At 71.2% G+C, this 15,712-nt stretch carries 15 protein-coding genes and 1 other RNA gene; 4 read left to right on the top strand and 12 right to left on the bottom strand.

Going from position 1 to position 15,712, the window contains the following annotated elements; translation table 11 throughout:
• Positions 1-135: 135 nt before the first annotated feature.
• Positions 136-480, bottom strand: coding sequence for a hypothetical protein (locus MILUP08_RS35560; RefSeq protein ID WP_193376583.1), 345 nt, complete (start codon positions 478-480; stop codon positions 136-138).
• A 227-nt stretch (positions 481-707) separates the two neighbouring features.
• On the opposite strand from MILUP08_RS35560, the gene MILUP08_RS26185 reads away from it, so the two are divergent.
• Entirely contained in the window at positions 708-2,219 is a 1,512-nt protein-coding gene (locus tag MILUP08_RS26185) for a cellulose binding domain-containing protein (RefSeq protein ID WP_007463386.1), read from the top strand.
• 59 nt (positions 2,220-2,278) lie between these two features.
• On the opposite strand, the gene MILUP08_RS26190 is transcribed toward MILUP08_RS26185, so the two are convergent.
• Both MILUP08_RS26190 and MILUP08_RS26195 read right to left on the bottom strand, forming a co-directional pair.
• A complete protein-coding gene (locus tag MILUP08_RS26190; RefSeq protein ID WP_007463388.1) occupies positions 2,279-4,726 on the bottom strand; it encodes an ATP-binding protein in 2,448 nt (815 codons plus the stop codon).
• Positions 4,727-4,881: 155 nt separating this feature from the next.
• Positions 4,882-5,097, bottom strand: a complete 216-nt coding sequence (locus MILUP08_RS26195; RefSeq protein ID WP_007463391.1) for a hypothetical protein — start codon at positions 5,095-5,097, stop codon at positions 4,882-4,884.
• A gap of 213 nt (positions 5,098-5,310) precedes the next feature.
• Here MILUP08_RS26195 and MILUP08_RS26200 point away from each other — a divergent pair, with 213 nt between their 5' ends.
• On the top strand, positions 5,311-5,700 hold the full coding sequence (locus tag MILUP08_RS26200; protein ID WP_007463393.1) for a hypothetical protein: 390 nt from the start codon (positions 5,311-5,313) through the stop codon (positions 5,698-5,700).
• 210 nt (positions 5,701-5,910) lie between these two features.
• Here the strand turns inward: MILUP08_RS26200 and rnpB are convergent.
• Positions 5,911-6,326, bottom strand: an RNA gene (gene rnpB, locus MILUP08_RS34105) — RNase P RNA component class A.
• A 122-nt stretch (positions 6,327-6,448) separates the two neighbouring features.
• Entirely contained in the window at positions 6,449-6,982 is a 534-nt protein-coding gene (locus tag MILUP08_RS34030) for a hypothetical protein (RefSeq protein ID WP_007463397.1), read from the bottom strand.
• 236 nt (positions 6,983-7,218) lie between these two features.
• Here MILUP08_RS34030 and MILUP08_RS26210 point away from each other — a divergent pair, with 236 nt between their 5' ends.
• Positions 7,219-7,980, top strand: a complete 762-nt coding sequence (locus MILUP08_RS26210; protein WP_007463399.1) for a sulfite exporter TauE/SafE family protein — start codon at positions 7,219-7,221, stop codon at positions 7,978-7,980.
• Between the two features lie 108 nt (positions 7,981-8,088).
• Here MILUP08_RS26210 and MILUP08_RS26215 read toward each other — a convergent pair whose 3' ends face one another.
• Positions 8,089-9,321 (bottom strand): MFS transporter, encoded by a 1,233-nt coding sequence (locus MILUP08_RS26215; protein ID WP_007463401.1) that lies wholly within the window; start codon positions 9,319-9,321, stop codon positions 8,089-8,091.
• Between the two features lie 54 nt (positions 9,322-9,375).
• Here MILUP08_RS26215 and MILUP08_RS26220 point away from each other — a divergent pair, with 54 nt between their 5' ends.
• On the top strand, positions 9,376-9,834 hold the full coding sequence (locus tag MILUP08_RS26220; RefSeq protein ID WP_007463403.1) for a MarR family winged helix-turn-helix transcriptional regulator: 459 nt from the start codon (positions 9,376-9,378) through the stop codon (positions 9,832-9,834).
• A gap of 383 nt (positions 9,835-10,217) precedes the next feature.
• Here MILUP08_RS26220 and mctP read toward each other — a convergent pair whose 3' ends face one another.
• The 6 genes from mctP to MILUP08_RS26250 all read right to left on the bottom strand — a co-directional run bounded on the left by mctP (position 10,218) and on the right by MILUP08_RS26250 (position 15,708).
• Positions 10,218-11,867 carry a monocarboxylate uptake permease MctP gene (gene mctP / locus MILUP08_RS26225; RefSeq protein WP_007463406.1) on the bottom strand — a complete coding sequence of 550 codons (1,650 nt, stop codon included), beginning with the start codon at positions 11,865-11,867 and terminating at the stop codon, positions 10,218-10,220.
• Positions 11,867-12,109, bottom strand: a complete 243-nt coding sequence (locus tag MILUP08_RS26230; protein WP_007463408.1) for a DUF3311 domain-containing protein — start codon at positions 12,107-12,109, stop codon at positions 11,867-11,869. Before MILUP08_RS26230 ends, mctP begins: the two co-directional genes overlap by 1 nt.
• 165 nt (positions 12,110-12,274) lie before the next feature.
• Positions 12,275-13,438, bottom strand: coding sequence for a bifunctional RNase H/acid phosphatase (locus MILUP08_RS26235; protein ID WP_007463411.1), 1,164 nt, complete (start codon positions 13,436-13,438; stop codon positions 12,275-12,277).
• A 3-nt stretch (positions 13,439-13,441) separates the two neighbouring features.
• Entirely contained in the window at positions 13,442-14,179 is a 738-nt protein-coding gene (locus MILUP08_RS26240; RefSeq protein ID WP_007463414.1) for a zinc ribbon domain-containing protein, read from the bottom strand.
• Entirely contained in the window at positions 14,169-15,041 is an 873-nt protein-coding gene (locus tag MILUP08_RS26245) for a Nif3-like dinuclear metal center hexameric protein (RefSeq protein ID WP_007463416.1), read from the bottom strand. Before MILUP08_RS26245 ends, MILUP08_RS26240 begins: the two co-directional genes overlap by 11 nt.
• A 94-nt stretch (positions 15,042-15,135) precedes the next feature.
• Entirely contained in the window at positions 15,136-15,708 is a 573-nt protein-coding gene (locus MILUP08_RS26250; RefSeq protein WP_007463418.1) for a flavoprotein, read from the bottom strand.
• Positions 15,709-15,712: the final 4 nt, after the last annotated feature.

The raw sequence follows: 15,712 nt of genomic DNA on the forward strand, positions 1-15,712 counted from the left end.
GGCTGTGCGATGTGACGTGGAGTCCGCCGGGGTTACGGCGTGGGACGGTTCATCGCAGGCCCGTCGGGAAGGCTCAGGCCGACGTCTGTCCGGCACAGGTAGCTGATCTCCGTCGACTCCTTCCCGGTCCACGGGTCATGTGCGACGTACCGCTCGGTGCGTGGAAGCGGCACCTCGAGCAACGCGCCGTCGTACATCATCCACAGGCCCGAAGCAGTCGTCCTCCTCGTCATGGATCAGCACCTGCACCGTCTCTGGGCGCGGCCAAGGGAGGGACTGCAGGTAATCCAGCAGGTGGGTCCAGTGGCGCCGGTGGGTGAACTCGGCGGCCCAGCCGCGGCCGAACGTACCTGGCCATTGGCTCTCGATTGGCACGAAGACGCCGCTCCACGGACGTGTGCCGTCGTTCTCCCGGGTCAGCTGAGCCATGACCTCGTGGGCGTCGGCAGCCAGCACGACCACTTCCGAGAATCTGCTCACAGCAGTATTCGATCTCGTGGGCGGCGGTCACCGCAAACTGCGTTGCTGCTGCCTGTAAGCAACGAACCGCGAAGGTAACCATCCCGTCGTGCAGCCAGCGCGGGCCAGTAGTGACGAGGCCGAGCGGTTACGCCAAGGCGTGAGAGGCCGGCAGGACCGCCGGCATGTTGACTCCTGCCGGGCGTCCTGCCTGTCTCCCGGCAGCGGACGTTGCTTGACTCAGCGGCATGACATCAATACGGAAAGCGATCGCCAGTACGGTGATCGTCGGGGCACTGGTCGGCGCGACAGCGCTCACCGGTCCCACCTCCGCGTACGCGGAGTCCGGCCAACCGGGGGCCGCCGGGGCCGCCAAGTCCCTCCTCGACATCATCCCGGCACGGACCCTGGACCAGATGGTTGCCCAGGCCCCACTGGTCGACGTGGCCAATGTCATCCGCACCGCGGTGGAACGCGCACCGGCACGCGGCTATGCCGGTATCGGCCTGGTCGACGACCACGTCACCCTGTGGTGGAAGGGTGCGCTGCCCACCGACATCGCCGCAGCCGTCACCGCCGCCCGCCGCACCGCGCCGGTCGAGGTGGCCAACGCCACCTACTCCCGCGCCGAACTGCGCAAGGCCGCCGCCAGACTCACCCCGGTGGTGGAAGCCGCCCCGGCGGACGCCAGCCACTCGGTCAGGCTCCGCACGGACGGTACCGGCATCGAGATCGCCGTCGGCCACACCCCGGCCAAGCTGCCGAAGCTACCGGTCACCGGCGTCCGTACCAGCTTCGTCGAACGCGACCGCATGGTCGCACGGTCACGGGCCAACGACGCCGCGCCGTTCGACGGCGGGGCGGGCATCGGGATCACCACGCCCGGGTGTACCGCAGGCTTCGGCGTCCGCAACGCGGACACCAACGCCGGTTACATCCTGACCGCCGAGCACTGTGGAGCCATCGGCTCGCCCTGGCACGTCGGCTGGAACAAGACCACCGGCACCGGCACCCTGGTCGGCTACGCGGTCGCCAGCAATGACAACCACGACACGATGATCATTTCAACGCCGACGCCCGGCGGCCAGCTCTACGTCGGCGGTCAGCAGGACGAGGTCCGAACCCAGGTGATCGGCTGGACCGAGGTCTTCCCCGGCCAGCTGTTGTGCCAGTCCGGGTACACCTCGGCGGGTGCGATCGGCGGTCCGGTCTGCAACCTGCGGGTCGATTACCACTACGACGACATCGAGGACCTCGTCGAGGCCACCCAGCTCGACGGCCAGGAGTCCGCACGGGGAGGCGACAGTGGCGGCCCGGTCTACGCCGTCAACGCCAACGGCACCGTGCTCGCCGCCGGCACCACCACCCGATCGGCCGGTCGGGGCTTCGGGTTCCAGGACTTCGCCACGGCCCGCGACGACTACGGCAACCTCGTGCCGGCGACGAAGATCGCCAGCACCTGCCGGGTCTCCTTCGTCGTCACCGACTCGTGGGTCACCGGCTACAGCGCCAGCGTCACCGTCTACAACGACGGCCCGGCCGCCAACGGCTGGTCGCTGGGCTTCGCCTTCCCGGGTGGACAACTCGTCCAGGGCCACTGGAACGGCGTCTTCCAGCAGGCCGGCTCGGCGGTGACCGTCACCAACGAGAACTACAACGCCACCATCCCGACCGGCGGCGCCGTCAACTTCGGCTTCACCGCGAACGGCCCCCCCGCCACCTCCGCACCGTTCACCCTCAACGGCACCACCTGCAACTGACCCCTGTCCCTGCAACACCGGGCCCCGCCTCGTCGGCGGGGCCCGGCGCGTGTCCGGGATCAGGACTCGGCCAGTTCGCGTCGCAGGGTGGCGCGCAGGGTCCGCACCTCCGGGGCGTCCAGTTCGCCGCACCGGTCGAGCGCCCGCTGGCGCAGCAGGCGGGCGTCAGCAGCCCGGCCCGGAGCCGAGCCGGCAAGCGCCGCGAGCGCGGACAGGGTCTGCGCCTCCCACCACGGGCAGGACAACGCGGCATACAGGGCCAGCGCCGCCCGCAGCGCCTCGGCCGCCGCGTCGACCTCGCCCAACGCCTGAAGCGCGAGCCCGTAGCGATGGATGGCGACGGCCTCGCTGAACGTCGCGCCGCACCTGTTGAACAGCCGCCGGGCGCGGGCGTACTCGTCAGCGGCGTTCCGCCACCGGCCCATCCCGGCCAGATCCGCGCCGAGACTCATCATCGCGCCCGCCTGGGCCACCACGGCGCCGGTACGACTGAGACCGTTTCCCTGGACGTAGAACGCCAGCACGTCGCCGTGCAACTCGGCCGCTTCGGTGAACCGGCCGAGCGTTGCCAGCGCCCCGCCCAGCGCGCTCGCCGCGCTGTGCTCGCCGAGGGCGTACCCGATCTCGCGGAACAGGCCCACGGCCCGGCGGCAGTGGTCGACGGCCGCCCCGCCACGGCCGATCCGAATGAAGATCGCGGCGGTGTAGGTCAGCGCCCACGCCTCCTCGCGGCGGTCCCCGATCCGCTGGGCCAGTTCCAGCGCCCGGTCCAGCGCGGCCAGCCCGTCGGTGTTGCGGTCCCGGCAGAAGTACCGGGCCCAGCCCAGGAAGTTCAGCAGCACGGCCTCGTCGCGCGGGCTACCGGCGGCCCGGGCCGCGGCCACTCCCAGCGAGAAGATCTCGTCCCAGGAGTGCCGGTGGCTGTTGGCGTCCGAGTACCAGTGCAGAGCCCTGGTGACCGCGACCACGTCGGCGTGCCGACCGCGCCGGGCCGCGTCGCGCAAAGCCGCCAGCCAGTTGACGGACTCCCGATTCAACCAGTACGCCGCCGCCCGATCGTCGTCGAACGGGGAGTCGACCCGAGAGGCGACCGGTTCGAACATCAAGCCGGCCTGCCGCGTACGCCGCAGCAGCCAGCCGACCATCTGATCGTGCGCGCCCGTCCGGGATGCCTGTTGTTCCTCGGCGTCGAGGCGTTCCTGGGCGTAGAGCCGGAGCAGGTCGTGGAACTGGTACCGGTCCCCCATGGTCAGGAGGACACCGGCCTCGACCAACTCCTCCAGGGCTGCGGCCGCGGTGTCCTCGTCGGTGCCGGCCACGGCGGCGACCAGCGCGGGCTCGAAGTCGCTACCGGGAATCAGCGAGGCCCGCCGGAACACTCGCGCGGTCATCGGGTCCAGTTGCCGGTAGGAGACCTCGAACGCGGATCGAACGCCCAGGTCTCCGGCGGTCAGAACGGTCAGCCGCTGACGCTGGTCGCGGAGCAGGTCCACCAGCCAACCGACCGACCATTGCGGTCGGCTGGCGAGGCGGTTGCCGGCGATCCGAACGGCAAGCGGCAGCCGGCCGCAGAGTTTGACGAGTTGGTCGGCCGCGGCCGGCTCGGCGGCGATCCGGTCGGCACCGACGATCGCCGCGAGCAACAGTCGACCCGCTGCCGGGGCGAGCAGGTCGAGCGGCAGGCGGACCGCACCGGCAAGACCCGTCAGTGGACGCCGGCAGGTGACCAGCGCGAGGCATCCCCGCCCGGCCGGCAGCAGTGGGCGTACCTGTGCCTCGCTTGCGGCGTTGTCCAGGACCACCAGGAGCGGCCGGTCCCGAGTGAGGGTGCGGAACAGACCACCGCGCTCGGCCGCCGAGATCGGCACCCGGCTGTCCGGCACCCCGAGCGACCGCAGCAATCCGGCCAGCGCCTCGGCCGGGTCGACCGGGTCGTCCGGCGAGGCGCCCTGCAGGTCGACGAAGAGTTGTCCGCCGGCGAAGGCCGGGCTGAGTCGATGTCCAGCGGCGACGGCGAGGCTGGTCTTGCCGATTCCGGGCGGTCCGTGCAGCACCACCACCGAGGCGGTGTCCGGCCGCCCTGCGGTGACGTCGGCGGCCAGCGCCGAGAGCCGTTCCAGGATCTCCGCCCGGCCGGCCAGGTCCGGTACGGCGACGGGCAGTTCCCCGGGTACGACCAACGCCGAACGGTCGTGCGGCACCTCCGCGACGCGGTCGTCCGGCACCGCCACGCGGTCGTCCGGCACCGCCGCTCGGTCCGGCTGCCGCTCGACCCGGGCCAGGGCGACGAAACGATCGCGGTCCTCCCCGGTCAGCCGCAGGGCGTCGGCGAGCAGCACCACCGTCCGTCGTTGCGGGCTACGCACCCGGCCGCGCTCCATCTCCCGGATTCCGCGGACACTGGAACCGGCCGCCTCGGCAAGCTCCTCCTGGGTCAGCCGCCGCTCCAGGCGGAGGGTCCTGAGGAGGCCTCCGAAGTGGTCACGCCGCACCTGACTCTTGGGCATGCTCCCCCAACCACCAAGCGCCCGCAGTTACGTAACGTGTGTCGATGCTCGCATGTGCGTGACGAGTTAAGGGCCACTGTGCACCGAGTGTGAGCATCGCCATGGCGGGCGGTGAGCCACCGCCATCTGCCGGGACACTGCCCCACGGTCGGATCTCAACTCAGCGCGGGTTCGTCCGGGTAGAGCTTGTGAAGCGCGGCGACCGCATGCTTCAGGCAGTAGTCGAGGCTGTGGCCGTCGACCCTAATCGCCGCACCATCGAGCCGCTGACCCGAGATCACCACCGTCCAGGGCTTACGCTCCCGCTCCCCGTCAATCTTGACCAGCCCGACCAGACCCATCTCCCCCAGGTGCTCCAGCAGCTCCGGCACGCACTCATCCCACCTCATCCACGAATGGGACCACCAAGACCGCTACGGAAGCCAGCGGGTCGGCCCGGTCGTGCGTCAGGGCTTCCGGCTGCCGCGCCAGTCCAACCCCAGGACTGGCTTGCCATCGGTCTCCGGGATGCAAGCACGTCAGGAGGCGCCCAGCCTGATCGTGCTCCGCAGCCATACCCTCGTGATCGTCCAGGAGGTTGCCGGGTGACCATTTCGTGGAGTGCCACATCTCCGACATCAGGGAAGTTCGCCTCGGTGGAGCGGTCGGACTTCGCTGGGCTCGCGAAGCGGTTCGACGACCTGCGCGCCCAAAGGCGCGGCTATCTCGAGGTACGGGGCAGCGCCATGTTCCCTGTGCTGACGCTCGGGTTCGCGGGTTCCGCGGCGGTCGTCCACCTGCTGACGGACGAGAACGCCATCTCCCTCCTGGCCGCCGATCAGCCGGCGGACGCAGATGCGGAAGTGCTGGTGCTGGACGACCCGGTCCACTTCACCGCGGACTTCGTTCTCAACCTCGAACGCGCCTGGCAGGTTGTCGAAGAGTTCGCCCGCACGGGTGATCCTCGTCGGGCAGGAGAGTGGCGCGAGTTGTAGTGGCACCCATGGGCGGATCGTTCCCGCGCGTTGCTGCAGCGGCCAAGCCGGCACGGGGATTGCTGAGCCGGCGCTCAGGGCGTCTCCAGGGCGTCAGGGCGTGCGTCTCCAGGGCGTCAAACGCCGGCCAAAGTTGACCAACGACGACCATCGACGCCCGGACATAGAACCAGCTCAGAGCCTTGATCGAGGCTCTGAGCTAATGGGCGACGGACGAGTCGACCTGTACGCCGGATTCTGTGCGCGGCGCGTACCCCGAAGGGTTTGCGCCGGCGGCGGCCATCCATCTCGGCCTGCCGTTGCCGGCAGGCTCCAGCGGCCTACCCGCAGACATCGGGCGGGCAGCCCTCAAGCGTCTGCGCCGGGTCGTCAGCTTGCGGTGACGGCCCTTGCTTGGCCTTGCTCCGGGTGGGGTTTACCTAGCCACCCCGGTCACCCGGGGTGCTGGTGGGCTCTTACCCCACCGTTTCACCCTTACCGTCCCCGTTGGGGTCGGCGGTCTGTTTTCTGTGGCACTGTCCCGCGGGTCGCCCCGGGTTGCCGTTAACAACCACCCTGCCCTGTGGAGTCCGGACGTTCCTCGGCGGCGGGCCGGAGCCCGCCGACGCGACCGCCCGGTCGACTCGTCCGTCGCGCTCCCATCCTAACGGCGTGGTGAGGCCGCCCTGTTCCGCCCCGGCTCGGCCGGCGGCGCTGGCGGACGGTGCGGCCCAGCCCGTGGATCAGGAGCAGACCACGTGATCCCCCATCAGCGATACCGGGTCAGCAGTTCCGCCCGAAGGTCGACGCCGGTGGCGGTGGACACCGAATCGACGTCCCCGAGCCGCAGCGCGGGAAAGTCTTCCAGCTGGTACTCGGAGATCAACCAGAACATGACCTTGCAATCCGGTATCCAATACTGTTCGAGGGAGGCCATATGCAGCCGGCTGACGTGATAGATCTCCACGCCCGCGCTGACGAGTCGGTCGGCCACCTCCTCAAACGGCACCCGAGGCGGGAAGCTCCCGTACCGGCTGCCGATCGACTTGGGGACCGAGTCGTCGAACTTGTGCAACTTCCAGGCGTGGACGACGACGGAATCACAGATCCACTCGCCCGACCCGTCATGAAAGTTGGCGTTGACGAACCCGAACTGCCGCACCAGGTGGCGCTCGTTCCACGACCCCTCATCGAAGTCGGACCCCAGTACGCCCGGCCAGTCGTCCGGACGGGAGCCGAGACCGACGCCCAGGACCGTGCCGGTGACCGCGAAGCCAGCGAAGAAATCCAGATGCGAGGACATCCCGCCAGTCCACACCCAGCTTCCGGAGTACGCCACCATAAAGCCTGGCGGAGCCACCGGAGTTGGCGAGTGTTTCGCCCTTATCGTCCCCGTTGGGCGTCGGTCCGTTTTCTAGGGCACTGTCCTGTGCGAGTCCGCTATGCCGATATTTGCGACCCGCCTGCCCGAGATCGCGCGGCTCACGGGCGGCAGTCCGGCGGATCGCGTCATCGCCCAGAGGTTAGCCTCGTGGGGCTATGGATCTCTCCCACGCCGCGCTGCTGCTCGCCGCCGGTCTCGCCGCTGGCACGGTCAACGCGGTGGCCGGTGGCGGTTCACTGATCACCTTCCCGGCGCTGATCGCAATCGGGTTGCCGCCGGTGCCGGCGAACGTGAGCAACTCCGTCGCCGTGTTCCCCGGGTACGTGGCAAGCGTGGCGGGCAGCCGGATGGACCTGCCGCGCCCTCGGGCGCTGGCCACGCTGGTGCCCACCACCATCGTGGGCACGATCGTCGGGGCGCTGCTGTTGCTGGCCACCCCGGCCCGCGCGTTCGAGCTGGTCGTACCCTTTCTGGTCCTCGGCGCGACAGCGGTCCTGGCGTTCCAGGACCCGCTGCGCCGGCTGGTCGGCCACCCCCGCGACCTGTCGCCGCGGCAGCGGACGGTCGCGGTGCAGACGATGGTCGCGCTCGGCTCGGTGTACGGCGGGTACTTCGGCGCCGCGCTCGGGGTGATGCTTGTCGCCGGCCTGGCCTTGGTGCTGGACGCGACGCTGGCGCGGGTGAGCGCCATCAAGAATCTGCTCTCCGCGATCGTGGGGCTCACGACGCTCGTGGTGTTCGCCCTGTTCGGCCCGCTGAACTGGGCGGCCGTCGCGGTGGTCGCGCCGGCCACCCTGATCGGGGGGTACGCGGGCGCCCGGCTGGTCCGTCGGCTTCCGCCGGTGGTGCTCAAGACGCTGATCGTGGTGTTCGGTACGACGATCGGCCTCTACCTGCTCTACCGCGCCCTGAGCTGAGCCGCCCGACGCCAAGATCCGCACGGCTTACCGGGAAACCGCTGTGTCAGCGCACGTTGAAGCAGCGGTTTCCCGGCAAAGCGTGTGGATCTTGACGACGGTTCCGCGTTAGTAGGCCTCGCCTACCGGCTCTTCGGCCGCGTGTTCGGTGTCGGCGGCGGCGCGGTTCCAGCGGGACCACAGGACCCGCTCGCCGTAGCCGGCGGCCATCAGGTGCGCGAACGCCAGGTAGACCAGCACGCCGACGGCGAGCACCCCGAAGCCGACCCAGAAGGGCAGCGCCAGCGAGCGCTCGGCGAGCTTGCCGGAGATGATCGGCGCGGGCGCGGCGGCACCCCAGCGGACCAGGTTGAACGCGCCGGTGGCGAGCCTGCGGTCGCTGGAGCCGAGGCCGAGCGCCAGGTCGGTGAGGTTGGCGTTGGCCAGGCCCATGCAGAGGCCGGCGAGCACGAGCACCACGAGCGCCTCGGCGGTGCTGATGGAGGTGGCGAAGAGAACCATGCAGACCAGCAGGCCGGCGATGGCCACGCCGACGGTCTGCACCGCGCCGATCCGGTGGGCCAGCCGGTGGCCGATCACCAGGATGCCGGTGGCCAGGCCGAGGCCCCAGCCGGTGAACGCGAGCCCCAGCGGGACGACGTCGAGGCCGAGGAAGAGCGGCGTGTAGCCGAGCACGACGAAGAACACGAAGTTGTACGCGGCGGTCACCACGCAGAGGGCGATGAACGCCGGTTTGCGGTAGGTGGCGAAGATCTGGCCGACGCGTACCGGAGCCTGCCGGTTGGTGGGCTCGCGCAGCTTGCGGGCGGCCACGCCGAGGGCGAGGACCATGAACACGCCGCAGACGAAGAACGGCAGCCGCCACGAGACCTGCCCGAGCAGGCCGCCGATCAGCGGGCCGACGGCGAAGCCGAGACCGAGGGCGGTCTCGAAGAGGCCGACGACCCATTCTCGGTCGATGGCGAGGTTGACAAGTACCACCATGGCGGTGGCGAAGAACATCGCGTTGCCCAGCCCCCACACGCCGCGCAGCACGGACAGCTGCACGATGTTGTCGCTGAACGAGGCGAGGATGGCGGCCAGCCCGACCACCGAGACACCGGCGATCAGCACCGGCTTGAACCCGAACCGGCCGCTGGCGAGCGTCGCCGGGATCATGCCGAGGGCCATGACCGCGATGTACGCGGTGAACAGCAGCTCGACCTGCCAGGCGGTGACCCCGATCGCCTCGCCGATGGCCGGCAGGATCGGGTCGACGACGGCGATGCCGGCGATGGCGAGGAAGGCCACAAGTGTGGTGGCGTAGATGGCACTGCGGTTCGGTTCGGAACTCCGATCCACTCCGACTCCCCAATTAGCTGTATCGTACAGGTACTTACTCTGTATCATACAGCTATGAGCGACGACCACGAGAGCACCCTCGGCCACATCGAGACCGAGGTGGCCCTGCTGATGCGCTTCGGCGAGGCCACCCGCCGGGCCACCGGCACCGACGAGCACCGGGTGCTGGACCGGGCGGCGTACGTCATCCTGCGGCACCTGGACTCCGCCGGCCCGCAGAACGTCTCCGCCCTCGCCGCGCGACTCAACCTGGACGGCTCGACGGTGACCCGGCAGGTCTCCGCCCTGCAACGCGACGGCCTGATCGTCCGCGCCCCCGACCCGACGGACGGCCGCGGCACCGTCATCTCCCCCACCCCGGCCGGGCTACAGCGGATGGCCGCCGTGCAGGCCGCCCGCACCCGGCTCTACGGTGACATGCTTGCCGACTGGAGCGCCGAGGACCGGGCCAGCCTGGCGACCCTGCTGGGCCGCCTCAACCACGCCCTGGTGAACCGCAACCGCCACCGCTGACCGCACCGCCGCAGACCGCACCGCCGCAGGCCGCCGCAGGCCGCGCAGGCCGCGCAGGCTGCACCGCCGCAGGCCGCCGCAGACCGCCGCAGGCTTGATTCGTTTGCGACATCAGCTCCATAGCGCTCGAACGAGGCCCGGCCTGCCCGGCGGCGGCGCGCCCGACCACCCGACCACCGCCGACGCGGCCCGCCCAGCCCACACCGACCCGGCCCGCCCAGGCCACACCGACCCGGCCCGCCCAGCCCACACCGACGCGGCCCGCCCAGCCACCGACCGCACCGACCCGGCCCGCCCAGGGCGCACCGACGCGGCCCGCCCAGCCCACACCGACGCGGCCCGCCCAGCCCACCGACCACGTCGGCGGCCGGGCGGGCCGGAGGTCAGGCGACCGGTTCGCGGGCCGAGTCGGCGTCGCGCTCGACGCCGGGGGTGACCCGCGGGTCGCCCTCGTCGGCGAAGTAGTCGTCCGGTGTGGTGCCGTCGACGCCCTCGGGCGCCTTGGCGGCCCGCAGGATCAGCGTCAACAGGGCGGCGACCGCCAGGTTGACAAGCACCGCCACGATGCCCACGTAGATCGTCTTGGGCGTGTCGAAGCCGAACTTCTCCAGCGGGAACGCGGACCCGCCGAAGTGCTTCTTCGTCGGGCTGGCCACCTGGTAGAGCATCCACATGCCGAGCCCCATGCCGGCGACCCAGCCGGCGATCAGGGCGGTCCGGTGGAACCAGCGGGTGTAGAGGCCCAGCGCCACGGCCGGCAGCGTCTGGAGGATGATCACGCCGCCGATGAGCTGGAGGTCGATCGAGAACTGCGGGTCGAGGAACACGATGCAGGCCACGGCCCCGACCTTGACCACCAGCGAGGTGATCTTCGAGACGTTCGCCTCCTGCGCCGGGCTGGCGTCCCGCTTCAGGTACTCCTTGTAGATGTTGCGGGTGAACAGGTTCGCCGCCGCGATCGACATGATCGCCGCCGGCACCAGCGCGCCGATGCCGATCGCCGCGTACGCGACGCCGGCGAACCAGTCCGGGAACTGCTTGTCGAACAGCAGGGGCACGATCGTGTTGTTGTCGACGCTGCCCGCCGACGCTCCCGGCAGCGGCTTCACCCCGGCCGCGATGGCCATGTAGCCGAGCAGCGCGATCAGACCGAGCAGCAGGCTGTACGCCGGCAGTGCCGACATGTTGCGCTTGATCACGTCGCGGTTCCGGCTGGCCAGCACGCCGGTGATGCTGTGCGGGTAGAGGAACAGGGCCAGCGCCGAGCCGAACGCCAGCGTGACGTACTGCAACTGGTTGTTGCCGTTGAGCAGGATGCCGTCGTTCGGGCTCGGTGACGCCTGGAACTTCGCGTCCGCCGCGTCGAAGATGTCGCCCCAACCGCCCAGCTTGTACGGCAGGTAGATGACCGCCACCAGGATCACGATGTAGATCAGGCTGTCCTTGACGAACGCGATGAGCGCCGGTGCGCGCAGCCCCGACTGGTAGGTGTACGCGGCCAGGATGGCGAACGCGATGATGATCGGCAGGTGCCGGGCCACGGTGCTCTCACCCGTGACGCCCATCGTCTTGAGGACGGCCTCGATGCCCACCAGTTGCAGCGCGATGTAGGGCATCGTGGCGACGATGCCGGTGATCGCGATCAGCAGCGCCAGCACCGGCGAGTCGAAGCGCGTACGGACGAAGTCGGCCGGGGTGACGAAGCCGTGCCGGTGCGAGACCGACCAGAGCCGGATCAGCACCAGGAAGACCAGCGGGTAGACGACGATCGTGTAGGGCACCGCGAAGAACCCGGCCGCCCCGGCGCCGAACATCAGCGCCGGCACCGCGACGAAGGTGTACGCGGTGTAGAGGTCACCGCCGACCAGGAACCAGGTGATCCAGCCGCCGAAGCTGCGCCCGCCCAGGCCCCACTCGTCGAGGTGCGCCATGTCCTTCGGCCGCCGCCAGCGCGCGGCCACGAAGCCCATCGCGCTGACCAGCAGGAACAGCAGGGAGAAGACGATGATCTCGGTGAGATGGTCGCGCCACATCAGCGGCCTCCCCGCTTCTTCGTCATCTGGTAGACAAGCGTCGTCGTCGTGACGCCGAGCAGGATCCAGGCCAGTTGCAGCCAGTAGTAACGCGGGAACCCGAAGATCCGGGGCGCGTCACCGTTGAAGAACGCCGGGATCAGCGGCACCACGATGGGGAGGAAGAGCAACCAGTTCCAGGGACTGTGGTCCTTCGCCCGGGTCGGCGCCGTGGTGGGCGCCTCCGGTTCCGGTGCAGGCATCTGACACACCTCCGGGGAGTCGTGGCACGCGATGTGACGGCCGGAGGCTACGACTCTGTGACTGCCGTCACGATCAGCGCGTGGACGGCTCTGCGCCGAACGGCGCACGGGCTGCGCCGAACGGCGCGACCGGGCGGTCGACCGGATGGGTCGGGGTGTGCCGGCTCAGAGGGCGGCGAGGTGCGCGGTGTCGTTCACCGTGCGTACCGCGATGCCGCCGTCGGGCCACAGGTCGAGCACCGAGATGCCGGCCGCGTCCAGGAAGAGCCGGTGCAGGAAGGCGTCACTGGCGGCGAGGGCGTCGCGCAGCGCCAGCTTGATCGGCGAGACGTGCGAGACGACCACAACGGTCTCCCCGGGGTACGCCTTCGGCAGCGCGTCGACGACCCGGTGGACGCGTTCGGCGACCTGCGTGAACGACTCCCCGCCCGGCGGGGCGATCCGCGGCGAGGCGAGCCAGGCGTCCATCTCCCCCGGCCACTGCTGGCGTACCTCGGCGAAGGTGCGCCCCTCCCACTGGCCGAAGTCGCACTCGATCAGGTCGGCCTCGGTGCGTACCGGCACGTCGCCATCGACAGCCCCGGCGATCGCCGCCGCGGTGGCCGTACACCGGGACAGGGGTGAGCTGAGCACGGCCGCGACGGACGGGGCCAGCGCGGCCACCCGGGCGCCTGTGGCGCGGGCCTGGGCCCGGCCGCGCTCGGAGAGTGGCACGTCGCCGCGGCCGGAGTAGCGGCCCTGCTCGGTGTACGCGGTCTCGCCGTGCCGCACGAGGATCAGGCGGGTGGCCGTGAAGCTCGGGCGCGGCTCCCAGGAGGCCGGCGCGGTCGCCGGGTCGCTGCCCGTCGACGCGCCTCCGGCCGGGGCGCTGGCCGAGGCCGGTGCGCCGAGGGAGGCCGGCGGCGGGGTGGGTCGGCCGGCGGCGGCGTCCATGGCGGCGTTGGCGAGCGCGTCGGCGTGCCGGTTCTGGTCGCGGGGGATCCAGGTGAAGCGGACCGCGCCGAAGCGGCCCACGAGCGTGGCCGCCTGGGCGGCGAGCGGGCGCAGGCCCGGGTGCTTGATCTGCCACCGGCCGCACATCTGCTCGACCACCAGCTTGGAGTCCATCCGGACGTCCACCTCGGCGGCGCCCACCTCGGCGGCGGCCCGCAGACCGGCGATCAGGCCCTGGTACTCGGCGACGTTGTTTGTCGCCGTGCCCAGCGACTCGGAGCGCTCGGCGAGCACCTCGCCGGTCTCCGAGTCACGCACCACCGCGCCGTAGCCGGCCGGGCCCGGGTTGCCCCGGGACCCGCCGTCGGCCTCGACGACGACCACGCGCGGCGCCACGACCTACAGGCCCGACTCGTTGGTACGGACCATGATCCGCCGGCAGTCCTCGCAGCGGACCACGTCGTCGGGGGCGGCCTTGCGGATGCGGGCCAGGTCGGCGCCGGAGAGGTCCAGCCGGCAGCCGCCGCAGCGGCCGGCGGTGAGCAGCGCCGCGCCCAGCCCGGTGTCCGCGCGGATCTTGTCGTAGAGGGTGACCAGCTCGGCCGGGAGGTCGGCCGCGAGCGGCTGCCGGGCGCCCCGCTTGAACTCCTCCTCCTTGGCGATCTCGGCCAGCGCGTCGTCGCGGCGCTGTTCGGTGGCGGCCCGCTTCTCCCGGGTGTCGGCCAGCCGCTGCTCCACGCCGTCCAGCACGCCCTGCGCGGTCTCCCGCTGCTCCATGAACTCCAGCTCGGCGTCCTCCAGGTCACCCTGGCGCCGGTTGAGCGAGGCCAGCTCGTGCTGGAGCGCCTCCAGCTCCCGGGCCGGGCCGGTGCCGGCGGCGAGCCGGTTCTGGTCCTTCTCCTTGCGGGCCCGCACCTGCTCGACGTCCTTCTCCAGGCGGGCGATGTCCCGGTCCAGGTCGTCGACCGCGACCTGGGCGCGAACCCGCTCGTCCTCCAGCGACGACAGCTCCCGGGCCAGCGCCTCCAGTTCGGCCCGCTCCGGCAGCGACCGGCGGCGGTGCGCGAGCTGGGCGAGGTTGGTGTCGATCGCCTGAAGGTCGAGCAGGCGGCGCTGGACCTGGGGGTCAGCCTTCACGGTCGGGCTCCTTGTCGTCCACAACGGGTGCGGCGGCGTGCACGGTCCACGGATCGGTGTCCAGGTCGGACACCAGCGTCTCGACGCCCGGCGCCTCTCGCAGGAGGGCGGCCAGGTCGTCCAGCCACGGTCGTTCGGTCGCCCAGTGGGCGGCGTCGATCAGGGCGGGACCATCGGCGGCGAGGTGTTCGCTGGCCGGATGGTGCCGCAGGTCGGAGGTGAGAAACGCGTCCACCCCGGCGGCGGTCGCGGCGCCGAGGAAGCTGTCCCCCGACCCGCCGCTGACGGCGAGGGTACGAACCATACGCCCGGGATCCCCCGCGGCGCGAACTCCCCAGGACGTGACGGGGAGCACGGCGGCGGCGTGCCGGGTCAGCTCGGCGAGGGTCATCGGACGGGGCAACTCCCCGATCCGGCCGATGCCCCGCTCGTCGCCGTGGGCGGCCGAGCCGGCCGCCGGCCGCTGCAACGGGCGCAGACCGGTCAGGCCGAACCGGGCGGCGAGGGCGTCGGAGACGCCGGGGGACGCCACGTCGGCGTTGGTGTGCGCCACGTACAACGCGACGCCGGCCCGGATGAGCTGGTGGACGATCCGCCCCTTGACTGTCGTCGGGGCGACCGACGAGACCCCCCGCAGCAGCAGCGGGTGATGCGCGACGATCATGTCCGCACCGACGGCCAGCGCCTCGGCGACCGTCTCGGGCACCACGTCGACCACGCAGAGCACCCGGCGGACCGCTGCGGTCGGCTCGCCGAGCACCAGGCCGACGCGGTCCCACTCCTCGGCCCAGCTCGGCGGATAGCGCCGTTCCAACTCGGCGACGACGTCCGTCACCGTGGCTGCGGATGCGCTGATGCTCACGGCGGGCCAGCTTACCGGCGCGGGGAGCTTCGGGCGGCGACGCCCGGCCCGGCCGCGCCGGTCCGTCGACCCGGCCGAGGCGACCGCCGGACGCTCAGGCGGCCCGGTACGCGACGGTCCGCAGCGCGGCCAGCGGCATCTGCCAGGGGAACGCGTGCAGGTGCTGCTCACCGGTCCCGGGCGGGTGCAGGGCGACCACATGGTCACCGAAGAGCACCGTGACGCCCCAGTCGGCCAGCCGGGCCACGCCGGCCCGGAACGCCGGGTGGGCGGCCATCGCGACATTTGTGTACGGCACCGCGACGATCGGAACGCCCTTGCCCTGCGCCTCGACGAGCAGCCCGAGGGCGAGGGTGTCGGCGATGCCGGCGGCCCACTTGTTCACCGTGTTCACTGTCGCCGGGCAGACGATCATGGCGTCGGCCGGCGGCAGCACGTCCGGGTCACCGGGGTTCTTGTAGTGCGTCCGCACCGGGTGCCCGGTCTGCCGGACCAGGGCCGACTGGTCGACGAACTTGGCGCCGTCCGGCGTGGTGACCACGCAGACGTCCCAGTCGTCCGACTGGGCCAGCTCGACCAGACGACCGACGTGGCGGGCCAGCGGCGAGCCGCAGGCGATGACGTAGAGCACCGCACGGTGCTCGCTGGTGCGTGGTGCGCCGGTCATCAAG

It is taken from the genome of Micromonospora lupini str. Lupac 08, assembly GCF_000297395.2.
Taxonomy (GTDB): Bacteria; Actinomycetota; Actinomycetes; order Mycobacteriales; family Micromonosporaceae; genus Micromonospora; species Micromonospora lupini.